The sequence below is a fragment of the Arthrobacter methylotrophus genome (genome assembly GCF_039539965.1).
Classification (GTDB): domain Bacteria; phylum Actinomycetota; class Actinomycetes; order Actinomycetales; family Micrococcaceae; genus Arthrobacter; species Arthrobacter methylotrophus.
Genome location: NZ_BAABED010000001.1, coordinates 660,250 through 681,633, shown reverse-complemented (window position 1 = coordinate 681,633; position 21,384 = coordinate 660,250). Strand labels below are relative to the sequence as shown.

The following is a 21,384-nucleotide window of genomic DNA, read 5'->3' as shown; positions in this document are numbered from 1 at the left end:
GGGATCCATCATGGAATTCATCGCTTACGCGGCCATGTTGGCCATTGTGGCCCCCGTGTCCTGGATGGTCTGGCTCGTCTTCGCCGGAGACAGGGCCGGGTTGCGCAACATTCGTACTAATCTCGGTGTCCGCACGGCCTCCACCCCGCAGTCCGGCACTGTACGGGATCGGTTGACGGCCGTTTCACGCCAACTTGCACCCGGCGGCTACGTCGCTTGGCTCGACAAGCAATTAGCGGGGGCTGGTCGTCCCAAGGATTGGCCTTTGGGTCGGATCCTGATCATCAAACCACTGCTAGCACTCGGTGGCGGCCTCTTCGGAGTGCTGTTGTTTCTCGGCGATCCATCGGCCGGAAAGTTCCTTCTTGGTATTGCCGTTGTCGCGTTGGCGTATTTCGTTCCGGACCTCCTCATTCGATCCAATGCAGAGAAGCGGCGGGAGGCCATACGGTTGGAACTGCCAAACTCGCTCGACCAGATGCTGATTTCCGTCCAGGCCGGCCTCGGCTTTGAAGCCGCCATGGCCCGTGCCGCGGAAAACGGAAAAGGCCCGTTAGCAGACGAATTCATCAGAACCTTGCAGGATATTCAGGTGGGGCGAAGCCGCAAGGACGCATACCTCGACATGTCCCAGCGCGTAGATGTTCCTGACGTTCGCAGCTTTATCAGGGCCGTTGTCCAGGCGGACGCCTACGGTATTGCGATTGCCAAGGTACTCAAAGCCCAGGCGCAGGAAATGCGGGCTAAGCGCCGCCAGCGGGCTGAAGAGCATGCCATGAAGATTCCGGTGAAAATTCTCTTCCCTCTGATCTTCTGTATCTTCCCAACCCTGTTCATCATCCTTCTGGGACCAGCGGTCATGAAGATCATCGCTGCCTTCTCCTAACGTCACGCTAACGAGCAGACGGTGATCGATATGAAAAGAAGGGTCAAGCAACTGATCAGGATCTTGGCCGGAGAACGTGGAGCAACGGCCACAGAATACTCAGTTTTGGTCGGCTTCATCGCGATGGTCATCGTGGCGGGAGTAGGACTGTTCGGTACTGCCCTGAACGGCTATTTCGGCACGCTTGCCGACGGCGTGAAGACCGCCCTGGGACTGCCCCGATAACAGCTCCTACGACCAGCGCATCTGGGGCGCTACTGACCGACCACCCGCGAAACCCAGACCCGCGGGCGGTCATCGCAGGCCCCCTCTCCGGTACCCAGAACCGGGAGGGGGCCGTCCTATGCGTGGATCGCTTGGGACGGCCCTAGATGGACGTGGACGCCCTGGACACCCTGGACACCCTGGACACCCTGGACACCCTGAAATCTACTCCCGCCGTGCCCGTGTCAGCTCAGCCCGGGCAAACAGTTCGTCGTCGGAGGGGTAGGCCACTTCCTCAAGGACCAAGGGGTGCGGCGCAGCCAACACCGATTTGGCGTCCCTGACCCCCGCGAGCAAGCGCTGGTGCAGCCACTCCGGCTCTTCCAGGCCCTCCCCCACACGCAATGCCGAGCCGACCAAGGCCCGCACCATGTTGTGGCAAAAGGCGTCGGCCTGCACGTTGGCAACCAGCACTCCGTCGCGACCACGGACGAACTCAAGCCGCTGAAGTTCGCGGATGGTCGTAGCACCCTCACGGGGCTTGCAGTACGCCCGGAAATCTTGCAAGCCCAACAAGGCCGCGGCTCCCGAGTTCATCGCACCTTCGTCCAGCACAGCCTTATGCCACAGAGTCAGCCTGCGCAGCACGGGGTCCCAGCGTTCCGGGCCGTCGGCAATGCAGTAACTGTAGCGGCGCCACAACGCTGAGAAGCGAGCGTCAAAACCATCAGGCGCCAGCCCGACGTCGTGCACTACAATGGCGCCCGTTTCATCATGCAGGACCCGGCTCAAGGCGCCCCGTAGTCTCCTCAGCAGCGCGGCGGCGGGGTCGATCTCGTGGCCCCGCGGCAGTGCATCCCATTCGGCATCGGTCAAGTCAATGTGCACCACTTGTCCGCGTGCATGGACGCCGGCGTCGGTACGGCCGGCCACGGTGACCCGCACCAGGCGCCTCACGATCAATGCGAGTGCCTCTTCCAATGAACCCTGCACGGTGCGGAGACCAGGTTGCACGGCCCACCCGTTGAAAGGGCCGCCGTCGTACGAAAGATCCATCCGGACACGCAAAAACCCGCCGCCCCCCAAAACGGGGGCAGCGGGTTTTCGTTCGTTCATAGACTTAAGTCTACTGCGAAGAATTCAGTGAATTACTTCGTTTCCTCAGCGGCCGGAGCCTCTTCGGTTTCAGCAGCTTCAGCTTCAGGAGCCTCAGTCTCGACGGCTTCAGTCTCCGGGGCTTCAGCCTCAACGACTTCTTCCTCGGCAACCGGAGCGGCTTCTTCGGCAGCCGGACCAGCCTTTTCAGCGTCCCTCTTGGCAGCGGCAGTCGCCTCGGCAACTACAGCCTGCTTCGGGGAAACCGGCTCAAGAACCAGTTCGATGACAGCCATGGGAGCGTTGTCGCCCTTGCGGTTGCCGATCTTGGTGATGCGGGTGTAGCCACCATCGCGGTTGGCAACGGCGCCGGCGATGTCGGTGAACAGCTCATGGACAATGCCCTTGTTGCTGATCAGGCCGAGCACACGACGGCGGGAGGACAGGTCGCCGCGCTTGGCGAACGTCACGAGACGCTCTGCGTACGGCTTCAGGCGCTTGGCCTTGGTGACCGTGGTGGTGATGCGCTTGTGCTCGAACAGCGCTGCTGCCAGGTTCGCGAGCATCAGGCGCTCGTGAGCCGGACCGCCTCCGAGGCGCGGACCCTTAGTGGGGGTAGGCATAGTAATTTCTCCTGTAATGAAGGCCATCCGGGTCCGAACGTGGACTCGAAGGCCAAGATCTGCTTGTTAGAGCTCGTCGTCGCTGAACGCGGCGTCGTCCTCTTCGATGGCTGCGGCACGGGCTGCGAGGTCGAAACCGGGAGGCGAGTCCTTGAGGGACAGTCCCAGTTCAACCAGCTTTGCCTTGACCTCATCGATGGACTTCGCACCGAAGTTACGGATGTCCATCAGGTCAGCCTCGGAGCGGGCAACGAGTTCACCCACGGTGTGGATGCCCTCACGCTTGAGGCAGTTGTAGGAACGGACCGTAAGGTCCAGATCCTCGATCGGCAGTGCCATGTCAGCTGCCAGGGCAGCGTCCGTCGGCGACGGGCCAATCTCGATACCTTCAGCTGCGGTGTTCAGCTCACGGGCAAGACCGAACAGCTCCACCAGCGTGGTGCCTGCCGAGGCAACGGCGTCGCGCGGGGCGATAGCCTGCTTGGTCTCGACGTCGACAATGAGCTTGTCGAAGTCAGTGCGCTGCTCAACACGGGTAGCTTCCACGCGGAAGGTAACCTTCAAGACCGGCGAGTAGATCGAGTCGACCGGAATACGGCCGATCTCGGAGTCGCCGGACTTGTTCTGAGCTGCCGAAACGTAGCCGCGGCCGCGTTCGATGGTCAGTTCGAGCTCGAACTTGCCCTTCGAGTTCAGCGTGGCAATGTGCAGATCCGGGTTGTGGAATTCGACGCCGGCCGGCGGGGCAATGTCCGCGGCCGTGACGACTCCGGGGCCCTGCTTACGCAGGTATGCAACAACCGGCTCATCGTGCTCGGAGGACACGGAGAGGTTCTTGATGTTCAGGATGATCTCAGTGACATCTTCCTTGACACCCGGAACCGTGGTGAACTCGTGCAGCACGCCATCGATCCGGATGCTGGTTACAGCGGCACCGGGGATGGAGGAGAGCAGGGTACGGCGGAGGGAGTTTCCGAGGGTGTAACCGAAGCCCGGTTCCAGCGGTTCAATGATGAAACGCGAGCGGTTCTCGGAGACTACTTCTTCAGACAGAGTGGGGCGCTGTGCAATAAGCACTTAGGTTTCCTTTCGGCGAGCATCCGCTATATGACGCAACACAGGTGGTGGAAATCGGCTTGGTTCCGGCTTTGCCGGCCGGGCGTTGCGGAACAGTCAGACTGGTCCGCAACGGACCCGGCCGGCAAGGCCAAGAAGCCAATTAGACGCGGCGGCGCTTCGGCGGGCGGCAACCGTTGTGGGCGCTGGGGGTGACGTCCTGGATGGAGCCGACCTCGAGGCCAGCGGCCTGCAGCGAACGGATTGCGGTCTCGCGTCCGGATCCCGGTCCCTTGACGAAAACGTCAACCTTGCGCAGCCCGTGCTCCTGGGCGCGCTTTGCAGCAGCCTCGGCAGCCATCTGGGCAGCGAACGGGGTGGACTTACGGGAGCCCTTGAATCCAACCTCACCGGCAGAAGCCCAGGAGATGACAGCACCGTTCGGGTCCGTGATGGACACGATGGTGTTGTTAAAAGTGCTCTTGATGTGCGCCTGGCCAAGCGCGATATTCTTCTTGTCCTTCTTACGCGGCTTGCGAACCGCGCCACGAGTCTTCGGGGGCATTATTTCTCCTACAGAAAGTTATCGGGGGAAAGTCGGCAGCTATTTCTAGCGGCCGGCCTTCTTCTTGCCGGCGACGGTACGCTTCGGACCCTTGCGGGTACGGGCGTTGGTCTTCGTACGCTGACCGCGTACGGGCAGGCCCTTGCGGTGACGCAGGCCTTCGTAGCTGCCGATTTCAACCTTGCGGCGGATATCTGCTGCTACTTCGCGGCGAAGGTCACCCTCAACCTTGTAGTTGCCTTCAATGTAGTCACGCAGCTGAACCAGCTCGGCGTCAGTCAGGTCCTTGACGCGAACGTCAGCGCTGATGCCGGTGGCAGCGAGGGTTTCGTGTGCACGGGTCTTGCCCACGCCGTAGATGTAAGTAAGCGCAATTTCCAACCGCTTTTCGCGGGGAATGTCTACGCCAGCGAGACGAGCCATAGTGGCAGTACTCCTTGAATAAACCGGAGGTCGTAGGCAGTACACCCGCACTTTCAGTGCGGCCCCAGCCTCCGACCGGGGGTCAGCTGTCCGGGCTCTGTACGTCCCAATTCAGCTTGTGCTGCCTTTATTTACTTGCGTGGGTTAGCAACCCAGGTTGCCCTCGCGGGCGCTATTTCCCTTGCGGGGAATTAGCCCTGGCGCTGCTTGTGGCGCGGGTTCTCGCAGATCACCATGACCCGGCCATTACGGCGGATCACTTTGCACTTGTCGCAGATCTGCTTAACGCTCGGCTTGACCTTCATGGCGTTCCTTTGCGTGTTGCAGTTGGTCAGCTGTTGCGGCTCTACCTAAGGTTTTCGTTTTCCCCAGGCTGCCGCCCAGCAATTACTTGTAGCGGTAGACGATGCGACCACGTGTGAGGTCGTAAGGGCTCAGCTCCACCACTACGCGGTCCTCAGGGAGAATCCTGATGTAGTGCTGTCGCATCTTCCCCGAGATGTGTGCAAGAACGATGTGCTTGTTGGTGAGCTCAACGCGAAACATCGCATTGGGCAGCGCCTCAGTCACAACGCCCTCGATCTCAATGACCCCGTCCTTCTTGGCCATATCCTCCGCTAACTGTTGTTTGCCGCAGCCCTCCGGTTAGGCACCGGAAAATCTGCGGACGTTTTTTGTTTGTTTAGCCGTCCCGCTCCTGCCACTCCACCCAGCAGGACTCGCGACCTGTTAAATGGGCGTGGCTGCGCAGACAACCAACAGACAACTCTACTCCAATGCGGCGCGAATGTTAAATCCGCCTATGCTAGCGCAGACGACGGCGCGGTGCCACCCTCCCTCGGGGCACGGAGCCCCCTGGATCGCGCTAAACGGGACCGTAGGCCGGGAAGGTACCTGCCGCCGTCGTAATCGATTCGGCGGACGCGACGCCGTCAAGAACAGCCAGGCGGACGGCGTCTGCCGCTGCGCTTTGCAGGGTTATGAGCGAAACCTGCCTCGCTTGTTCCGAACTGCGGTCAAGCCCGACGGCGCATGTCGCCAGCGCGAACACGGTGTCGCCGTCGGCGAGGGTATGGGAAGGGCTCAAGGCCCGGGCCAGGCCGGCATGTGCCGCACTGGCGGTCCGCTTGCATTCTGCGGGGTCGAGCACCGCATTCGTAGCGACGACCACAAGGGTTGTGTTCAACGCCGGGGGCGCCACCTGACTGGTACTGCCGGGCTCCGCCTGCCGGGGCGATACGCCGAAAGGCATCCCGAGCGCGTTCACCACAGCGAGCGCGCCGACCACCACTCCGCCGTCAAGGGTGATGGATGAAGTTCCCACTCCCGCCTTGAACGCGCCGCGGCCAATCACGGCACCAGTACCGGCACCGATGCTTCCGCGCCCGACGTCGGCATGCTCGTCCGCTGCCGCAGCCGCAGCGGCCGCTTCGTAGCCCATCGCCTCGTCGGGGCGGGCGGCGATGTCACCTCCGCGACCCAAGTCGAAAATCGCGGCAGCCGGAACGATCGGGACCACTCCCCCAGGCACGGCGAACCCGCGTCCTTGCTCTTCGCACCACCGTTGGGCACCATGGGCCGTGATCAGGCCGAAGGCACTCCCACCGGTGAGCACTACTGCATCGACTGTGGGTACCAAGGTGGTGGGGTCAAGCGCGTCGGTCTCGTGCGTTCCCGGGCCGCCGCCCCGGACATCCACGGAGCCCACGGTCCCCGGCGGCGGAAGGACCACCGTCACCCCGCTCAGCCAGCCGTCGCCGATTCGCTGGACATGTCCCACCCGGATTCCTGGCACGTCAGTGATCTTGGAAGTCATGTGCCTATTCTGCTCCTTCGGCACAAACGGTAGTTCTGCCTCGAATGTAAACAAGTCCCCACCCCCCACGAAACATCGAGTAAACGAGCGCAGAAGGCTTATCCAACAATCCCGGCGGTGGCCCGTTTTTTGACTTGACAGGTGTTTCCGTGTGGTGGGCTAAAGCTAGCCGCCCCTCGACCCGACAGTCCGAATCCGGCGCGCCCCAATATCTGCAAACCGTTAGAGACCCCCATGACAAGACAACTGATTGGCAGCCCCGCGCGCCCCGCGCAGACTGTCCCGGCTGCTCAGCGCCGGGCACGTTGGTCCGGCCGGACCCGACGCGACTTCTTCGTGTTCCTGGCATTGGCCCTGCCGAACCTGGCGCTGATAGCGGTATTCACGTACCTGCCGCTGATCAACAACATGTACTACTCGACCCTTGACTGGACCTTGGGCTCCGCGTCGGCCACGGTCGTGGGCTTCGACAACTACATCAACTTCTTCACCAGCTCCGACGCTCCCCAAGTGCTAGGAACAACGGCCCTCTTCACGGTGGTCACCGTTGGTGGTTCCATGGTGCTGGGACTCCTGGTCGCCCTGGCTTTGAACTCCAAGGTCCGCGGCACCACTTTTGCGCGTTCGGCAGTCTTCGCCCCCTATGTCCTCAGCGGCGTGGGCGTGGGCCTTGTGTGGCTGTTCATCTTCGACCCCGGGTACGGCGTCCTGTCTTGGCTTCTCCGGGGCATCGGCCAGCAAAGCCCGCAATGGATCAACGATCCCCAGCTTGCCCTGGTGATGGTCATCATCGTCTATGTCTGGAAGAACCTGGGATATTGTGCGGTGGTCTACCTCGCAGGACTCCAGTCGCTCCCGAAAGACGTCATGGAGGCGGCGTCCCTGGATGGCGCCAACGGCGTCCGCCGTTTCATAAGCATCTCGGTCCCGTTGCTTTCGCCCACCACGTTCTTCCTGCTGATCACCACCATGATCAGTTCACTCCAAGCCTTCGACCTGATCCGGATCATGACGCCGCTGGGCAACGGCACCAACACCCTGATCTACGAGGCCTACCTGCAGGCCTTCGGAGCCTACAACCGCGCCGGATACTCGGCCGCTATCTCTGTGGTGCTCTTCGCCATCCTGCTCATCATTACCGTGCTCCAGCTGCGGTTCGTCGAACGGAAGGTGCACTACTCATGAGCCCCCTCTCCCCCGTCAATCCCAGCCCTGCAACAGGCGCCGGAACCCAGAAGGCGCCCGACGGCGGTCCGGAGCGCCCAGCACGGCGCGACCGGCCCTTCTCCCGCGCGAACCTCGTCCAGACGGTGGCCGGAGGCTACATCCCGCTGATCGTCGCCACCCTCGTGGTGGTCCTGCCGCTGTTGTGGATGGTGCTGAGCTCCTTCAAGCAGCCTGGCGAGATCGTCACCACGGATCTCAAAATCCTTCCGCAGGGCCTGAACTTGGAGAACTACCAGACGGCCATGACCACCGTACCGTTCGCCCGGTTTTTCCTGAACAGCCTGATAGTCACCACGGTGGGTTCCACGGTAAAAGTGATCCTGGCGATCCTCACGGCGTACGCCCTGGTATTTGTCCGCTTCCCGTTCAAGAACGTCATCTTCGTCGTGATCCTCGTGGCCCTGATGGTCCCGCCACAGGTGTCGATCCTCCCGAACTACATCCTGATTGCGGGAATCGGCGGGAAGAACACCCTGTGGGGAATCATTCTCCCGGGCCTCGGCACGGCCTTCGGAACCTTCCTCCTTCGCCAGCATTTCAAGACGCTTCCGGCGTCCATCCTCGAAGCCGCGGAAATCGACGGCGCAGGCCATTGGCGCAGGCTGTGGCAAGTGGTGGCTCCCGTGTCCCTCCCCTCGATCGCCACCGTGGCCCTCGTCACCGTGGTCAGCGAATGGAACGACTACATTTGGCCCCTGATCATCACGGATCGGCCGGACACCATGACTCTCCCGGTCGGACTGACCCTCCTTCAGAACTCTGAAGGAAATGGCGCCGGCTGGGGGATCCTGATGGCCGGGGCAGTCTTGGTAATCATCCCCATCCTCCTGGTCTTCGCCGCACTGCAGCGCTACATCGTTGCTGGACTCACCCAAGGCAGTGTCACCGGCTAACCACGCGACACCAAACCCGCACCCTCCCCCATGGCCTTGCTCCAACCCGTGCTTGGCCGCGCCGTCCAAACAACCATCACCACCTTTGAATCCTTGAGAGGACCAACCATGGCAATGAGCCTTGATCGTAGAAACTTCCTGGGGCTCGCCGGACTCGGAGTCGGAGCCGCCGCCCTGGCAGCATGCGGCGGTCCGTCGACCACCGGCAGCGCAGTAAGCAGCAGCCCTTCGGATATCGACTTCACCGGCGTCAAACCGGCCGGCTCGTTCGATTTCTGGACCAGCCACCCCGGGCAGTCCCAAACCGTCGAGCAATCCATCATCGACAAGTTCCAAGCGAAGTTCCCGGACATCAAGGTGAACCTCGTGACGGCAGGCGCCAACTACGAGGAAATCGCCCAAAAGTTCCAGACCTCGCAAGCCGCGAAGTCCGCCCTCCCCGGCCTTGTGGTACTTTCCGACGTCTGGTGGTTCCGCTACTACACCAACGGCAACATCATTCCGTTGGACGGCCTCATCAAGCAGCTTGACGTCAAGATCGATGACTTCCAGAAGTCCCTCGTAGCGGACTACCAATACGCCGACAAGCAGTGGGCGCTTCCCTACGGCCGTTCCACCCCCCTCTTCTACTACAACAAGGACCACTTCAACGCTGCCGGCCTTCCGGACCGGGCGCCCAAGACCTGGCAGGAATTCGCTGACTGGGCTCCCAAGCTCCAGGCAAGCTCGGGCGCCAAGTACGCCTACATCTACCCCGCGCTGGCCGGCTACGCAGGATGGACGCTGCAGAACAACCTGTGGGGCTGGGGCGGCAGCTGGTCCAACGGATGGACCTTCAACTGCGATTCCGCTGAGTCCGTCACTGCCCTGCAGTGGGCGCAAGACTCTATCTACAAGGACAAGTGGGCCGGCGTCTCCTCCAAGAATGCGGCCGACGATTTCGCCGCAGGCATTACCTCCACCACGATCTCCTCCACCGGGGACCTCCTGGGTGTGCTGAAGTCCGCTAAGTTCAACGTCGGGGTCGGCTTCCTGCCGGGCGGTCCCAAGGCCGGGACCAACGTCTGCCCCACTGGCGGCGCCGGGCTCGGGATTCCCAGCGGTGTCAGCAAGGAGGTCCAGCTCGCGGCTGCCACCTTCCTGAAGTTCATGACCGAACCTGAAAACACGGCGGCCTTCTCAGCCGCGACCGGCTACATGCCCACCCGCGTTTCGGCGGACATGACGGCAGTCCTCGCAAAGACTCCTCAGATAAAGACAGCGATGGACCAGCTCGCAGTCACCAAGGTGCAGGACAACGCCAGGGTCTTCCTGCCCGGTGCCGATCAGGAGATGGCTAAGGCTGCCGCGAAGATCCTTACCCAGCAGGGCGACGTGAAGGCCACGATGACCGACCTCAAGACAACCCTCGAGGGCATCTACACCAAGGACGTGAAGCCGAAGCTCAAGAGCTAGGGAACTCGCTCGGACACGCAAAATCCCTGGCGACGCCCGGATACGGCGGCGCCAGGGATTTTCTGTATCGCTGGGGCTTTTGCGTGTCGTCAGGGAATCGGAACGGGTACGACGCCGAGCGGCATCAGCTGCTCTGCACCGCCGTCGGGCGCGGAAAGCACCCAGATACCCTTTTCGTGGACGGCAACCGAGTGCTCCCACTGGCACGAACGCTTGCCGTCGGTGGTCACCACGGTCCAGTCGTCGTCGAGGGTCGCTGTTTCGATGCTGCCACGAACCAGCATGGGTTCGATGGCAAGGCACAACCCGGGCCTGATCTTCGGACCCCGGTGGGTGGTGCGGTAGTTCAACACGTCCGGGGCCATGTGCATCTCCGAACCGATGCCGTGGCCCACATAGTCTTCCAGGATGCCCAGGGGCTTTCCCGGCACGGACGAGACATAGTCGTCCACCGCGTTGCCGATGTCTCCCACGAACTTCCCCAAGGCCAAAGCAGCGATCCCCCGCCACATCGCGGCCTGGGTTACATCGGATAGCCGCTGGTCCTCTGGATCGGCCGTTCCGACTATCACGGTCCTGGCGGAGTCGGAGTGCCAGCCGTCAACGATCGCTCCGCCATCAATCGAAATGATGTCTCCGTCCTGAAGCACGCGGTCGCCAGGGATGCCATGGACCACTTCCTCATTGACGGAGGTGCAGATCGTCGCCGGAAAGCCGTGATAGCCGAGGAAGTTCGACTTCGCTCCGGCGTCGTTCAGGACAGCCGCAAAGACGGCATCGATCTGCCGCGTAGTCACGCCGGCTTTCGCGGCAGCAACGGCTGCGTCGAGCGCGCGGCTGAGGACCAATCCTGCCTCGTGCATCTTGCGCATTTGCTCATTGGTCTTATATTCGATGCGGGGCTGGCCGAACGCCATGGTCTCCTCTTGGGGTGGGGTGCTTGTTGTGGGATGCAGGACCAAATCACCCTGCCTACTCCTATTTTCCGGCATCAGCGGCGCTGCCCGAAACCGGAGCCATCATTGCTCCAGGACGGCACGGATTCTCGGTGACCGCGCACGGTGTAAAGAAAAGGGTGTGTCCCGGGCTGGGAGCATTTTCACTCCAGCGCGGGACACACCCTCTTCGACAATCATGCGGCGACTAGACGGCCTTGGTTGTCTCTATGGCCAACAAGACACGGTCAGTGACCTCATCGATGCCGCCAATACCATCGACCTTGGTCAGGATGCCGCGATCGGCGTACCTGGCCACCACTGCTTCCGTCTGCTGGTGGTAGAGGTCCAGGCGGTGGCGGATGACAGCTTCGTTGTCGTCCGAGCGCCCGGTCTCCTTGGCACGGCCCAGCAGGCGCGAGACAAGCTCCTCGTCGTCGGCCGTCAGCTGAAGCACGACGTCGAGCTTCTCTTCCGTGTCGGCGAGGATTTGGTCCAAGTAGTCCACCTGGGCGGTGGTGCGCGGGTATCCATCAAGCAGGAAGCCGTTTTCGACGTCGTTTTCGTTCAGTCGATCACGCACCATCTTGTTGGTCACGCTGTCCGGAACGAAATCGCCGGCGTCCATGTACTTCTTGGCTTCGATACCCAGCGGGGTTTCGCCTTTGACGTTTGCACGGAAGATGTCGCCCGTGGAAATGGCGACTACGCCCAAGCGCTCGGAAATTCGCTCAGCTTGGGTTCCCTTGCCCGAACCCGGAGGTCCAATGATCAGCATTCTCGTCATCGCAAAAGCCCTTCGTAGTGACGTTGTTGTAGCTGCGCATCAATCTGCTTGACGGTCTCCAGGCCCACACCCACCATGATCAGAATTGACGTGCCACCGAACGGGAAGTTCTGGTTTGCGCTGATCAGGACGAGTGCAACCAACGGAATCAACGCCACGAAGCCCAAGTAGAAGGCCCCGGGGAGGGTGATCCTGGAAAGCACGTACTGCAGGTAGTCCGCGGTCGGTTTACCCGCCCGGATGCCCGGAATGAACCCACCGTACTTCTTCATGTTGTCGGAGACCTCTTCGGGATTGAAGGTGATCGCGACATAGAAGTAGGTGAAGAACACGATCATGACGAAGTACAACGCCATGTAGATGGGGTGGTCACCCTTGGTGAGGTTGTTGTTGATCCATTCAACCCATGGGGCCAGGGACTCTCCAGCCTTCGGCTGGTTGAACTGTGCAATCAGCCCGGGCAAGTAGAGCATCGAGGAAGCAAAGATAACGGGCACGACGCCGGCCATGTTCACCTTGATGGGAATGTACGTGCTGGTGCCGCCCACGGTGCGACGGCCGATCATACGCTTGGCATACTGGACCGGAATGCGTCGCTGGGACTGTTCAACGAACACGACAAGTGCAACGGTCACCAAACCGATGATCAATACCATGAAGAAGGTGCCAGGGCCCTTGGAGTTCCAGATGGCACCCAAGGAGGTCGGGAAGCCGGCCGCAATGGAAGTGAAGATAAGCAGGGACATGCCGTTGCCCACGCCCTTCTCGGTGACGAGTTCACCCATCCACATGATGAGGCCTGTACCGGCCGTCAGCGTGATGATCACAAGAATCGTGGCGATGATGCTGGTGTCGGGGATGATCGGCAGCTGGCAGTTGGGCAGCAGCTGCCCGGAGCGTGCCAGGGACACCAGGGTGGTGGCGTTCAAAAGACCCAGCGCGATGGTCAGATAGCGCGTGTACTGCGTCAGCTTCGACTGGCCCGAGGCGCCTTCCTCATACAGCTGCTGGAACCGCGGAATGACCACGCGGAGCAACTGCACGATGATGCTGGCCGTGATGTACGGCATGATCCCCAAGGCAAAGATCGATACCTGCAGCAGTGCACCACCGCTGAACAGGTTCACGAGCTGGTAGAGGCCGCCCTGGTCCTGATTGCTTGACAAACATTGCTGAACATTTTGGTAGCTCACACCAGGCGAGGGGATAAAAGCGCCCAAGCGGAAGATTGTGATGATTCCCAGCGTGAACAACAACTTGCGTCGCAGATCAGGCGTTCGAAATGCCCGGCTGAATGCGCTTAGCAAGCGTCCTCCTGAGTTAAAAAGTCCAAGGGTGTCGAAGGGGTCATTGAAACCCAACACCCGAGTCTAACGGCTTCATGCGCCATGCGAACAATCGAGGGTGCCCGCCACATGAAAAAACTCCCGGTGCGAGGGGCCGAAGCCCCCGCACCGGGAGTCTATTTACAGCGGGCTGTGCCCCAAAGCCCCTTAGAGGGCAGTGGTGGTTCCGCCTGCTGCTGCGATCTTTTCAGCGGCGCTGGAAGAGAAAGCGTGGGCCGTGACGTCAACCTTGACGGTGATGTCGCCGGTGCCCAGCACCTTGACGGGCTGGTTCTTGCGAACGGCACCCTTCTCGACCAAGGACTCGACGGTGACAACTCCACCTTCCGGGAACAGCTCACTGAGCTTGTCCAGGTTGACGACCTGGAACTCAACCCGGAACGGGTTCTTGAAGCCGCGGAGCTTCGGCAAGCGCATGTGCAGCGGCAGTTGGCCGCCGGCAAAGCCAGCCTTGACCTGGTAGCGGGCCTTAGTACCCTTGGTACCGCGACCGGCGGTCTTACCCTTGGAGCCTTCACCACGACCAACGCGGGTCTTGGCAGTCTTTGCACCCGGGGCGGGACGCAGGTGGTGGACCTTCAGAGCGTTCTGCTTGTCAGCAGCCTCGTTCTGTGCCTTATCGGCAGTCTTGTTCTCAGCCATTACTTCGCCTCCTCTACATTCACGAGGTGCGGAACCGTGTTGAGCATTCCAACGGTCACGGCGTCAGCGGTACGGACAACGGTGTGTCCGATGCGCTTGAGGCCGAGGGACCGCAGGGTTTCACGCTGGTTCTGCTTGGCGCCGATGACGCCCTTGATCTGGGTGATCTCCAACTGAGCGTCGGAGGGTGTCAGGTTCTTAGCCATGACTAAACACCTGCCTTCTGGTTCTGGAGTGCGCGCACCAGAGCAGCCGGAGCGACCTCGTCCAGCGGCAGGCCACGACGGGCTGCCACGGAAGCGGGCTCTTCCAGACGCTTCAGAGCGTCAACAGTCGCGTGAACGATGTTGATGGCGTTCGAAGAACCGAGCGACTTGGAGAGAACGTCGTGGATACCGACGCATTCCAGTACCGCGCGGACCGGACCACCGGCGATAACACCGGTACCAGGCGAAGCCGGACGCAGCATGACAACGCCTGCTGCGGCCTCACCCTGCACGCGGTGCGGGATGGTGCTGCCAACGCGAGGAACGCGGAAGAAGGATTTCTTGGCTTCTTCAACGCCCTTTGCGATAGCTGCGGGAACTTCCTTGGCCTTGCCGTACCCGACGCCAACCAAGCCGTTACCGTCACCAACGACGACGAGCGCGGTGAAGCTGAAGCGACGACCACCCTTGACGACCTTGGCAACACGGTTGATGGTTACAACGCGCTCTACGAACTGGCTCTTCTCGGCCTCGCGACCGCCATCGCGGCCACCACGGCCACCACGGTCGCCGCGGCCCTGGCCACGGTCGCCACGCTCGCCACGACGGCCGCCGCGGCGGTCGTCGGTGGCAGCAGCGGTCTCAGTTGCCTCAGCAGCTGCAGCTTCAGTCACGTTCTGTTCAGCAGACACGGTGTCCTTTTCCTTATTCACTTCGGTCACAGTGCCAGCCCACCTTCGCGAGCACCGTCAGCGACAGCGGCGATGCGGCCATGGTACTTGTTACCACCGCGGTCGAAGACAACTGCTTCGATGCCTGCAGCCTTGGCACGCTCGGCAACGAGCTCGCCGACGCGCTTGGCCTTGGCAGTCTTGTCGCCGTCGAGTGCACGAAGGTCAGCTTCCAGGGTGGAAGCGTAAGCCACGGTTACACCCTTGGTGTCATCGACAACCTGGACGAAGATGTGGCGTGCGGAGCGGTTGACGACCAGACGAGGACGAACAGCCGTGCCACTGATGCGCTTGCGGATACGAAGCTGGCGACGGCTGCGTGCGGCAGACTTGCTCTTGTTCGTGCGCTTCTTGTTAATTGCGATGGCCATGGTTTACTTACCAGCCTTTCCGACCTTGCGGCGGATAACTTCGCCTGCGTAACGGACACCCTTGCCCTTGTAGGGATCGGGCTTGCGCAGCTTGCGAATGTTGGCAGCAACCTCGCCGACCTGCTGCTTGGAGATACCAGCGACGGAGAGCTTGGTCGGCCCCTCCACCGTGAAGGTAATGCCTTCGGGAGCGGAGACATTGACCGGGTGGCTGAAGCCGAGAGCGAACTCAAGGTCAGTACCCTTGGCCTGAACGCGGTAACCAGTACCCACGATTTCAAGCTTCTTTTCGTAGCCCTTTGTGACGCCCTCGATCATATTGGCGATCAGGGTGCGGGTCAGGCCGTGCAGGGAACGCGAAGCGCGCTCGTCGTTCGGGCGGGTGACAGTCAAGGTGCTTTCGTCCAAGGTGACCTCGATCGGGCTGGCTACAGTGTGGCTCAGCTCGCCCTTGGTGCCTTTGACGTTGATGACAGAGCCATCAACCTTAACTTCAACGCCGGCAGGAACGGTGATGGGGAGACGTCCAATACGTGACATTATTCTCTTCCTTTCCCGTTACCAGACGTACGCGAGGACTTCGCCGCCCACGCCCTTCTTGCCGGCCTGCTTGTCAGTCAGGAGGCCGGAAGAGGTGGACAGGATTGCGATACCCAGGCCACCCAGCACGTGAGGCAGGTTGGTGGACTTCGCGTAAACGCGGAGACCAGGCTTGGAAATACGGCGGACACCAGCAATCGAACGCTCGCGGTTCGGACCGAACTTGAGGTCGATGGTCAGCTTCTTGCCGACCTCGGCTTCCTCTTCCTTCCAGGCAGCGATGTAGCCTTCTGCCTTCAGGATGTCGGCAACGCGTGCCTTGAGCTTGCTGTACGGCATGCTCACGGTGTCGTGGTATGCCGAGTTGGCGTTGCGCAGACGCGTAAGCATGTCTGCGACAGGATCTGTCATAGTCATTTGGGCTCTTGCCCTTCCTCGTAATGGTTTCCGCGTTGGCTCTTAGGCAGCCGCGGCCGGACCTACTACGTAGTTATTAGTCTTCGGATTTGAACGGGAAGCCAAGCGCCTTGAGCAGCGCGCGGCCTTCGTCATCGGTCTTTGCAGTGGTAACGACCGTGATGTCCATGCCGCGTACGCGGTCGATGGAGTCCTGGTCGATTTCGTGGAACATAACCTGCTCGGTCAGACCGAAGGTGTAGTTGCCGTTACCGTCGAACTGCTTGCCGTTGAGACCGCGGAAGTCGCGGATACGGGGCAGGGCGAGGGACACGAGGCGGTCCACGAATTCCCACATACGGTCTCCACGCAGGGTTGCGTGTGCACCGATGGGCATGCCTTCGCGCAGCTTGAACTGGGCGATGGACTTGCGGGCCTTGGTTACCTGCGGCTTCTGGCCGGTGATCAGGGTGAGATCGCGGACGGCACCGTCGATCAGCTTGGAGTCCTTGGCGGCATCTCCAACACCCATGTTCACAACAACCTTCACGAGGCGGGGAACCTGGTTCACGTTCGCGTACTTGAATTCATCAACCAGGGTCTGCTTGATGGAATCGGCGTACTTCGTCTTCAGACGCGGAACGATCTTCGTTTCGACCGAAGTCTCAGACAATGTCTCACTCATCAGATGTCCTTCCCGGATGCCTTGGACACGCGGACGCGGACGGTCTTGGAGACGCCGTCCTTCTCAACGGTCTCGAGACGGAAACCAACGCGGGTCGGCTTCTTGGTCGAGGGGTCAACTAGAGCAACGTTAGAGACATGGATCGGGGCCTCAACGACCTCGATGCCACCGGTCTTGGTGCCGCGCTGCGACTGACCGACCTTGGTGTGCTTGGTGACGCGGTTGATGCCTTCTACCAGGATGCGGTTGGCTTCCGGGTAGACGCGCAAGACCTTGCCTTGCTTGCCGCGGTCGCCGCCGCGCTCCTGCTTGGCTCCGGTGATGACCTGAACGAGGTCACCCTTCTTGATTTTAGCCATGGACTAAAGCACCTCCGGGGCCAGCGAGACGATCTTCATGAACTTCTTGTCACGGAGTTCACGACCAACCGGGCCGAAGATACGGGTACCGCGGGGGTCGCCGTCGTTCTTCAGAATCACAGCTGCGTTCTCGTCAAACTTGATGTAGGAACCATCCGCACGGCGGCGTTCCTTCTTAGTGCGAACGATGACAGCCTTGACGACGTCACCCTTCTTTACGTTGCCGCCCGGGATAGCGTCCTTGACGGTTGCGACGATGACGTCGCCAATGCCTGCGTAGCGACGACCGGACCCACCGAGAACGCGAATGGTAAGGATTTCCTTAGCACCCGTGTTGTCGGCGACCTTAAGTCGCGACTCCTGCTGAATCAATTTTTACTCCTTGCGTCGCGCCGGTTCTCAGACCGAAATGAAGCATACGGAATGAGCCTTGCGGAACGGTTGATCGGGGTGTCTCTTGACCTGCCTGGATTTTGCCAGTACAGGCCTAAACTCCCGTGCCGCCAGCATCAGCTTCCCTTGCGGAAATAACTGCGCGGGGCAGTATGCCGCGGCACGATTGTTTACGAGGTGGTTGTTGGCGCACAACTGGCGCCATACAAACTCAATATCCTAGCACGTTTTACGCTATGGACCGAAACGCGGGAAGGCCCGCATTCCTTCCGGAATACGGGCCTTCCTGCCAATCCATGTCGCTGCCGGATAGGGTCCGGCGCGGGATTACTTAGCCTTTTCGAGGATCTCGACCAGGCGCCACCGCTTGGTAGCGGAGAGCGGGCGAGTCTCAGAGATCAGAACGAGGTCGCCGATGCCGGCGGCGTTCTGCTCGTCGTGAGCCTTGACCTTCGAGGTGCGGCGAATGACCTTGCCGTACAGAGCGTGCTTCACGCGGTCTTCAACCTGAACAACGATGGTTTTTTCCATCTTGTCAGAGACAACGTAGCCGCGACGCGTCTTACGGTAACCGCGCTGTTCAGCGCTGGCTGCTGCTTCCGTCACAGTTTCCTTCTGTTCGCTCACTTGTCGTCCTCCCCAGCCTCAGCTTCGGCCTTTTCAGCCTTGGCTGCTGCCTTCTTGGACTTCTTTTCTTCCTTGGCTTCCACAACCGGTGCGGCAACCTCGGCACGAATGCCCAGCTCACGCTCACGGAGAACGGTGTAGATACGTGCGATGTCCTTCTTTACCGCGCGCAGACGACCGTGGTTCTCCAGCTGTCCGGTGGCGGACTGGAAACGCAGGTTGAACAGCTCTTCCTTGGACTTGCGGAGTTCTTCAACGAGACGCTCGTTGTCGAAACCGTCCAGCTGTGCGGGTGCGAGATCCTTCGACCCTACTGCCATTTCTATTCACCACCTTCGCGACGCACAATGCGTGCCTTCAACGGCAGCTTGTGGATTGCCAGGCGCAGTGCCTCGCGAGCTACCTCTTCATTGACACCGGCGAGTTCGAAGAGAACACGGCCCGGCTTGACGTTTGCGACCCACCATTCCGGAGAACCCTTACCGGAACCCATGCGGGTTTCGGCCGGCTTCTTCGTCAGCGGACGGTCCGGATAGATGTTGATCCAGACCTTGCCGCCACGCTTGATGTGGCGGGTCATCGCGATACGGGCAGACTCGATCTGACGGTTCGTGACGTAGGCCGGGCTCAGAGCCTGGATGCCGTACTCACCGAAAGTGACCTTGGTGCCGCCCGTTGCAGCGCCGGAACGACCCGGGTGGTGCTGCTTACGGTGCTTGACTCGACGTGGGATAAGCATTTAAGCCTGTCCTCCTTCTGCTGCGGGAGCAGCAGCTTCAGCTGCCGGAGCCTCTGCAGCAACAGGTGCTGCGTCAGCTGCCGGGCGGTCGGTACGACGACGGCGGTCACCACGGTCAGCGCCACCCGGGCGCCCCGGACGGTCGCTCGGACCGCGGCCGCGGGACGGAGCAGCAGCTGCCTGCTGAGCCAGTTCCTTGGCAGTGACGTCGCCCTTGTAGATCCAGACCTTCACGCCGATGCGGCCGAAGGTGGTCTTGGCTTCGTAGAAGCCGTAGTCGATGTTCGCACGCAGGGTGTGCAGGGGCACACGGCCTTCGCGGTAGAACTCCGAGCGGGACATTTCTGCGCCACCCAGTCGACCGGAGCAAGCGATACGGATACCCTTGGCACCCGCGCGCTGTGCGGACTGCATGGCCTTCTTCATCGCACGGCGGAAAGCCACGCGGGAAGTCAGCTGCTCGGCAACGCCCTGGGCAACAAGCTGGGCTTCCATCTCGGGGTTCTTGACCTCGAGGATGTTCAGCTGGACCTGCTTGCCGGTGAGCTTTTCGAGCTCGCCGCGAATGCGGTCTGCTTCTGCACCGCGACGGCCAATGACGATACCCGGGCGGGCCGTGTGGATGTCCACGCGGACACGGTCACGGGTACGCTCGATTTCGACCTTGGCAATACCGGCGCGTTCCATGCCCGTGGACATGAGCTGGCGGATGCGGATGTCTTCGCGAACGAAGTCCTTGTACCGCTGGCCTGCCTTGGTGCTGTCAGCAAACCAGTGCGATACGTGATCGGTGGTGATGCCGAGTCGGAACCCGTGCGGGTTTACTTTCTGTCCCACTTAGCGAGCCTCCTCTTTCTCCGGGGTAGCGACTACCACGGTGATGTGGCTCGTGCGCTTCTTGATCTGAAATGCGCGACCCTGAGCACGCGGCTGGAACCGCTTCATGGTCGGGCCTTCATCAACAAACGCTTCGCTGATGTAGAGGTCTCCTTCGTCAAAGGCAACGCCATCGCGGTCCGCGAGGACCCGGGCATTTGCCATTGCCGACTGAACTACCTTGAATACCGGCTCCGAAGCTGCCTGTTCGGCAAACTTCAGAATTGCCAGAGCCTCATTCGCTTGCTTACCACGAACAAGGTTGACGACGCGCCGGGCCTTCATAGGCGTTACGCGGATGTGACGCGCAATAGCCTTGGCTTCCATTGCTTTCCTTCTCTCGTCTAAGCCGTAGAGCGAGCGCCTTAGCGGCGCTTGCCCTTACGGTCGTCCTTGACATGGCCGCGGAATGTCCGCGTGGGAGCGAATTCGCCGAGCTTGTGCCCGACCATCGACTCAGTGACAAACACCGGAATGTGCTTGCGTCCATCGTGAACGGCAATCGTGTGACCCAGCATGTCCGGGACGATCATCGAACGGCGGGACCAGGTCTTGATGACGTTCTTGGTGCCCTTTTCGTTTTCCCTGGCGACCTTCACAAAGAGGTGCTGGTCTACGAAAGGACCTTTTTTCAGGCTGCGTGGCATGTGTCCAGGCTCCTATCGCTTGTTCTTGCCAGTACGGCGGCGACGAACAATAAGCTTGTCGCTCTCTTTGTTGGGGCGGCGGGTGCGGCCTTCACGCTTACCGTTCGGGTTGACCGGGTGACGTCCACCGGAAGTCTTACCTTCACCACCGCCGTGCGGGTGATCGACCGGGTTCATGGCGACACCACGGACGGTCGGGCGAACGCCCTTCCAACGCATACGGCCGGCCTTGCCCCAGTTGATGTTCGACTGCTCAGCGTTGCCAACCTCGCCGACGGTTGCGCGGCAGCGCACGTCAACGTTGCGGATTTCACCGGAGGGCAGACGCAGCTGGGCGAAACGGCCTTCCTTGGCGACGAGCTGAACCGAAGCACCTGCGGAACGGGCCATCTTGGCGCCGCCACCCGGACGCAGTTCAACTGCATGGATGGTGGTACCAACCGGGATGTTGCGCAGCGGCAGGTTGTTGCCCGGCTTGATGTCAGCGTCGGGACCAGCCTCGACGAAGTCACCCTGCGACAGCTTGTTCGGGGCGATGATGTAACGCTTGGTGCCATCAACGTAGTGCAGGAGGGCGATGCGAGCCGTGCGGTTCGGATCGTACTCGATTTCGGCAACGCGGGCGTTGACGCCGTCCTTGTCGTGACGACGGAAGTCGATCAGACGGTACTGGCGCTTGTGCCCACCACCCTTGTGACGGGTGGTGATCTTACCGGTGTTGTTACGGCCGCCAGTCTTGTGCAGCGGACGCAGCAACGACTTTTCCGGAGTCGATCGCGTGATTTCTGAGAAGTCGGCTACGCTCGAGCCGCGACGGCCCGGGGTAGTCGGCTTGTATTTACGGATTCCCATAATTCATTT

General features: G+C 61.1%; 32 protein-coding genes. 5 read left to right on the top strand and 27 right to left on the bottom strand.

Translation table 11 applies throughout. The features are described from left to right. Positions 1-10: 10 nt before the first annotated feature. Together ABD884_RS03465 and ABD884_RS03460 are read left to right on the top strand one after the other, a co-directional pair. Positions 11-886 (top strand): type II secretion system F family protein, encoded by an 876-nt coding sequence (locus ABD884_RS03465; protein WP_345036356.1) that lies wholly within the window; start codon positions 11-13, stop codon positions 884-886. Positions 887-916: 30 nt separating this feature from the next. Then, positions 917-1,111: a Flp family type IVb pilin gene (locus ABD884_RS03460; RefSeq protein WP_345054485.1), complete on the top strand. Its 195-nt coding sequence runs from the start codon at positions 917-919 to the stop codon at positions 1,109-1,111. Positions 1,112-1,315: 204 nt separating this feature from the next. Here ABD884_RS03460 and ABD884_RS03455 read toward each other — a convergent pair whose 3' ends face one another. From ABD884_RS03455 to ABD884_RS03420, 8 genes are all read right to left on the bottom strand, one after another. Beyond that, positions 1,316-2,206, bottom strand: coding sequence for a tRNA pseudouridine synthase A (locus ABD884_RS03455; protein WP_345036347.1), 891 nt, complete (start codon positions 2,204-2,206; stop codon positions 1,316-1,318). Positions 2,207-2,238: 32 nt separating this feature from the next. Further along, entirely contained in the window at positions 2,239-2,808 is a 570-nt protein-coding gene (gene rplQ, locus ABD884_RS03450) for a 50S ribosomal protein L17 (RefSeq protein ID WP_345036342.1), read from the bottom strand. A 66-nt stretch (positions 2,809-2,874) separates the two neighbouring features. Then, positions 2,875-3,885, bottom strand: coding sequence for a DNA-directed RNA polymerase subunit alpha (locus ABD884_RS03445; RefSeq protein WP_011692778.1), 1,011 nt, complete (start codon positions 3,883-3,885; stop codon positions 2,875-2,877). Between the two features lie 142 nt (positions 3,886-4,027). Next, entirely contained in the window at positions 4,028-4,429 is a 402-nt protein-coding gene (rpsK, locus tag ABD884_RS03440) for a 30S ribosomal protein S11 (protein ID WP_028265083.1), read from the bottom strand. A 45-nt stretch (positions 4,430-4,474) separates the two neighbouring features. Continuing rightward, positions 4,475-4,852, bottom strand: a complete 378-nt coding sequence (gene rpsM / locus ABD884_RS03435; protein WP_011775569.1) for a 30S ribosomal protein S13 — start codon at positions 4,850-4,852, stop codon at positions 4,475-4,477. Positions 4,853-5,043: 191 nt separating this feature from the next. Next, the gene (rpmJ, locus tag ABD884_RS03430; protein WP_011775570.1) at positions 5,044-5,157 is read right to left on the bottom strand and encodes a 50S ribosomal protein L36; all 114 of its coding nucleotides are present in this window, start codon (positions 5,155-5,157) and stop codon (positions 5,044-5,046) included. A gap of 82 nt (positions 5,158-5,239) precedes the next feature. Beyond that, a complete protein-coding gene (gene infA, locus ABD884_RS03425; protein WP_009358723.1) occupies positions 5,240-5,461 on the bottom strand; it encodes a translation initiation factor IF-1 in 222 nt (73 codons plus the stop codon). 256 nt (positions 5,462-5,717) lie between these two features. Continuing rightward, entirely contained in the window at positions 5,718-6,668 is a 951-nt protein-coding gene (locus ABD884_RS03420) for a P1 family peptidase (protein ID WP_345036287.1), read from the bottom strand. A 234-nt stretch (positions 6,669-6,902) separates the two neighbouring features. Here ABD884_RS03420 and ABD884_RS03415 point away from each other — a divergent pair, with 234 nt between their 5' ends. From ABD884_RS03415 to ABD884_RS03405, 3 genes are all read left to right on the top strand, one after another. After that, entirely contained in the window at positions 6,903-7,853 is a 951-nt protein-coding gene (locus tag ABD884_RS03415; protein ID WP_345036281.1) for a carbohydrate ABC transporter permease, read from the top strand. Further along, entirely contained in the window at positions 7,850-8,788 is a 939-nt protein-coding gene (locus tag ABD884_RS03410; protein WP_345036267.1) for a carbohydrate ABC transporter permease, read from the top strand. Before ABD884_RS03415 ends, ABD884_RS03410 begins: the two co-directional genes overlap by 4 nt. 108 nt (positions 8,789-8,896) lie before the next feature. Beyond that, a complete protein-coding gene (locus ABD884_RS03405; RefSeq protein ID WP_345054482.1) occupies positions 8,897-10,243 on the top strand; it encodes an ABC transporter substrate-binding protein in 1,347 nt (448 codons plus the stop codon). An 89-nt stretch (positions 10,244-10,332) separates the two neighbouring features. On the opposite strand, the gene map is transcribed toward ABD884_RS03405, so the two are convergent. From map to rplB, 19 genes are all read right to left on the bottom strand, one after another. Continuing rightward, positions 10,333-11,160, bottom strand: a complete 828-nt coding sequence (gene map, locus ABD884_RS03400; protein ID WP_345036261.1) for a type I methionyl aminopeptidase — start codon at positions 11,158-11,160, stop codon at positions 10,333-10,335. A 226-nt stretch (positions 11,161-11,386) separates the two neighbouring features. Next, positions 11,387-11,956, bottom strand: a complete 570-nt coding sequence (locus ABD884_RS03395) for an adenylate kinase (protein ID WP_197023294.1) — start codon at positions 11,954-11,956, stop codon at positions 11,387-11,389. Positions 11,957-11,961: 5 nt separating this feature from the next. Next, positions 11,962-13,272 carry a preprotein translocase subunit SecY gene (gene secY / locus ABD884_RS03390; protein ID WP_028265090.1) on the bottom strand — a complete coding sequence of 437 codons (1,311 nt, stop codon included), beginning with the start codon at positions 13,270-13,272 and terminating at the stop codon, positions 11,962-11,964. Positions 13,273-13,458: 186 nt separating this feature from the next. Then, complete coding sequence (rplO, locus tag ABD884_RS03385) at positions 13,459-13,953, bottom strand: 50S ribosomal protein L15 (RefSeq protein ID WP_345036250.1); 495 nt, start codon at positions 13,951-13,953, stop codon at positions 13,459-13,461. Beyond that, complete coding sequence (rpmD, locus tag ABD884_RS03380; RefSeq protein WP_059387371.1) at positions 13,953-14,159, bottom strand: 50S ribosomal protein L30; 207 nt, start codon at positions 14,157-14,159, stop codon at positions 13,953-13,955. The genes rplO and rpmD overlap by 1 nt, the downstream gene beginning before the upstream one ends. A 2-nt stretch (positions 14,160-14,161) precedes the next feature. Continuing rightward, positions 14,162-14,833 (bottom strand): 30S ribosomal protein S5, encoded by a 672-nt coding sequence (gene rpsE, locus ABD884_RS03375; RefSeq protein ID WP_028265093.1) that lies wholly within the window; start codon positions 14,831-14,833, stop codon positions 14,162-14,164. A 44-nt stretch (positions 14,834-14,877) separates the two neighbouring features. Next, on the bottom strand, positions 14,878-15,261 hold the full coding sequence (gene rplR / locus ABD884_RS03370; RefSeq protein ID WP_345036232.1) for a 50S ribosomal protein L18: 384 nt from the start codon (positions 15,259-15,261) through the stop codon (positions 14,878-14,880). Positions 15,262-15,264: 3 nt separating this feature from the next. Beyond that, positions 15,265-15,801: a 50S ribosomal protein L6 gene (gene rplF / locus ABD884_RS03365; protein ID WP_028265095.1), complete on the bottom strand. Its 537-nt coding sequence runs from the start codon at positions 15,799-15,801 to the stop codon at positions 15,265-15,267. A gap of 18 nt (positions 15,802-15,819) precedes the next feature. After that, positions 15,820-16,218, bottom strand: coding sequence for a 30S ribosomal protein S8 (rpsH, locus tag ABD884_RS03360; RefSeq protein WP_028265096.1), 399 nt, complete (start codon positions 16,216-16,218; stop codon positions 15,820-15,822). 76 nt (positions 16,219-16,294) lie between these two features. Then, entirely contained in the window at positions 16,295-16,882 is a 588-nt protein-coding gene (gene rplE / locus ABD884_RS03355; protein WP_345036215.1) for a 50S ribosomal protein L5, read from the bottom strand. Next, the gene (gene rplX / locus ABD884_RS03350; RefSeq protein WP_028265098.1) at positions 16,882-17,241 is read right to left on the bottom strand and encodes a 50S ribosomal protein L24; all 360 of its coding nucleotides are present in this window, start codon (positions 17,239-17,241) and stop codon (positions 16,882-16,884) included. The genes rplE and rplX overlap by 1 nt, the downstream gene beginning before the upstream one ends. Before the next feature lie 3 nt (positions 17,242-17,244). Further along, positions 17,245-17,613, bottom strand: coding sequence for a 50S ribosomal protein L14 (rplN, locus tag ABD884_RS03345; RefSeq protein ID WP_003803789.1), 369 nt, complete (start codon positions 17,611-17,613; stop codon positions 17,245-17,247). Positions 17,614-17,961: 348 nt separating this feature from the next. Further along, the gene (gene rpsQ / locus ABD884_RS03340; RefSeq protein ID WP_035741282.1) at positions 17,962-18,261 is read right to left on the bottom strand and encodes a 30S ribosomal protein S17; all 300 of its coding nucleotides are present in this window, start codon (positions 18,259-18,261) and stop codon (positions 17,962-17,964) included. Then, positions 18,258-18,581: a 50S ribosomal protein L29 gene (gene rpmC, locus ABD884_RS03335; protein ID WP_028265100.1), complete on the bottom strand. Its 324-nt coding sequence runs from the start codon at positions 18,579-18,581 to the stop codon at positions 18,258-18,260. The genes rpsQ and rpmC overlap by 4 nt, the downstream gene beginning before the upstream one ends. A gap of 2 nt (positions 18,582-18,583) precedes the next feature. Next, complete coding sequence (gene rplP / locus ABD884_RS03330) at positions 18,584-19,000, bottom strand: 50S ribosomal protein L16 (RefSeq protein WP_028265101.1); 417 nt, start codon at positions 18,998-19,000, stop codon at positions 18,584-18,586. Beyond that, positions 19,001-19,837: a 30S ribosomal protein S3 gene (gene rpsC, locus ABD884_RS03325; protein ID WP_028265102.1), complete on the bottom strand. Its 837-nt coding sequence runs from the start codon at positions 19,835-19,837 to the stop codon at positions 19,001-19,003. Then, positions 19,838-20,203, bottom strand: a complete 366-nt coding sequence (gene rplV / locus ABD884_RS03320) for a 50S ribosomal protein L22 (RefSeq protein WP_028265103.1) — start codon at positions 20,201-20,203, stop codon at positions 19,838-19,840. Positions 20,204-20,241: 38 nt separating this feature from the next. Next, positions 20,242-20,523 carry a 30S ribosomal protein S19 gene (gene rpsS / locus ABD884_RS03315; protein ID WP_018773666.1) on the bottom strand — a complete coding sequence of 94 codons (282 nt, stop codon included), beginning with the start codon at positions 20,521-20,523 and terminating at the stop codon, positions 20,242-20,244. Between the two features lie 12 nt (positions 20,524-20,535). Continuing rightward, positions 20,536-21,375: a 50S ribosomal protein L2 gene (rplB, locus tag ABD884_RS03310; RefSeq protein WP_028265104.1), complete on the bottom strand. Its 840-nt coding sequence runs from the start codon at positions 21,373-21,375 to the stop codon at positions 20,536-20,538. Positions 21,376-21,384 lie beyond the last annotated feature (9 nt).